Here is a 1,915-nt window from a genome sequence, read left to right on the forward strand (position 1 = left end):
TCCAAAATTATGATGATATTATTGAAAGATCTTGCCAGGCTTGGAATGAAATACTAAGTGAGGATGGTTTTATTGAAAACTTGTGTAGTAGAGAGTGGAGTTTTTTGGTTTAGTTGTTTTTTGAATTTGGTATTACTTCAGGTAATACATTATCAGATTCAAAATGCTCATGCATATCTCCACGAGGTGGCAATGGATTTTCAGCGGGCATTAAGGGCATTTTTGGTTTTAAATATAAGCGAATATCAAGATCAGCTTTCTCCAATTTTATAGAAGTCGCCTCAAGACTAAAAGTATTAACAACCCTTGAAGAAAATCTGCCATTATCACTATTGATAAAAAAATTACGATAAAATCTTGGGTAATTTCTATCAGCTTTATAAATCTTTATTGCTTCTTGCGTGCTATCATTGGTTATACTCTTATTTAAAATTGTTGTAGGTAGCATGTTTAATGCTCCAGCTATTTTTGTCATCCCTAAATATTGGTAAGCTGTTACTTCTGTTGCATTCAAGCCAGAACGAAGACTTATATCTTCATTTTTAAAATGTGAATTAAAATTTAACTCTCCTGTGGAGAAGTTCATAATATTAATAAAAGTATCAGAAGGCGGATAAGAATGCGCTTTAATTGTTAGTGCCCCATTGCTGTCGTTTGATTGTGTGGAAAACATCGTATGGGTTTCTAACAAGCTAAATTTATCAGCAGGATAAGACTTGACAATATTTTCCAGTCTTTCATACGATTCGGGAAAATTAAACAAATTATTATTCTGATAAGTGCCTTCAATAGGACTTAGTATGTCTATCTCATAATCTGCTAAATCCATGTCAACTGGAGTAACTTTAACATGCCCTGTCGGATCTATATATTTAAGTGGATTATTGCCCACATAAACATATAAATTCAAACCATCGTCGCCTTGCGAATCAGGACTTATCCATCTGGCAAGCCATGGGGCTAAATATCTGGCACCATAGTAATATAAGCCACTATTATCATCTCTTTCTTTGCCAGTGTAGCGATAGCGTTTTTGTTGAACTTCGGCTTTGTTCTTGCCGACAATAATAGCAGTACCACCATAAGGGTAGTAATGCTCATAACTGACAACTTGGGCTTTATCGTTGAGTTCTAAGGTGCTGGATTGGAGGTGACTGGTAAGTTGGTAGCGGGTTTGAGTAAGATTTTGAGTAGAGTTTTGCGCTTTGTCTTTGCTAGTTTCACTGAGGATATGGGTGCCGATGTGCAGGGTATTGCTTTGTTGTTTTGCTTGGTTAGTTGAGATGTCTAATAAAGATAGGTAGTCTCTTTGGTTTTGCACTTGATCGTTAGATTCACCCACAGTGCGGACTCGTCTGCCTTGATAGTCATAGACATAATACTCTGTGGTGTTGGCTTTGTCTGATTTAATGAGTTTATTTAAGGTGTTGTTGTAGTGCCATTCTAGGTTGCCGATATCATTTAAACCTAATAGATTGCCATTAGCATCAAAGTCAGTGGCAAACTGCTGAGTTTCGGTGCCACGATTGTTGTTAGGATGGATAGCGATGGTTTGTTGCCAAGCACTACTATTTGCTTGGTGTGAAAGGTGAGTTAAATTATTACCTGTGTCGTAGCTGTAGGTTTGATGGTAGGTCTCTAATAAATTCATAAAATAATACATGGTTTTTGAGGTGATAGTTTTGCTAACTTCACTGGCGCCCTCTATTCTATATTGCCAAAGAAATCATAATTGATTTTTATGTCTAAATATATAAAACCCCAACAAATTAAGCAAAGCCATGACACCCGAGCAACAAAAAATACAATCGCTCAAGAAACAAAGGGACAATGAACTCTTAAAAAAGGCAACAGCCTTGTTCACAGTGGACAATCAAAACACTCTATGATTGCTAAAATGAACAGGGCTTGTAAA

Annotated in this window: 1 protein-coding gene; it reads right to left on the reverse strand. The window is 36.3% G+C overall.

The genetic code is table 11. The annotated features are described in order from the left end of the window. Positions 1 to 109: 109 nt before the first annotated feature. Positions 110 to 1,651 (reverse strand): RHS repeat-associated core domain-containing protein, encoded by a 1,542-nt coding sequence (locus tag BAZSYMA_RS10435; RefSeq protein WP_237731617.1) that lies wholly within the window; start codon positions 1,649 to 1,651, stop codon positions 110 to 112. Between the last annotated feature and the right edge of the window lie 264 nt (positions 1,652 to 1,915).

This window comes from Bathymodiolus azoricus thioautotrophic gill symbiont (genome assembly GCF_001298715.1).
GTDB lineage: Bacteria > Pseudomonadota > Gammaproteobacteria > PS1 > Pseudothioglobaceae > Thiodubiliella.

Bases quoted from the DNA above. Each gene is read 5' to 3' on its own strand.
- BAZSYMA_RS10435 (WP_237731617.1), bottom strand. From the start codon at position 1,651: ATGAATTTATTAGAGACCTACCATCAAACCTACAGCTACGACACAGGT.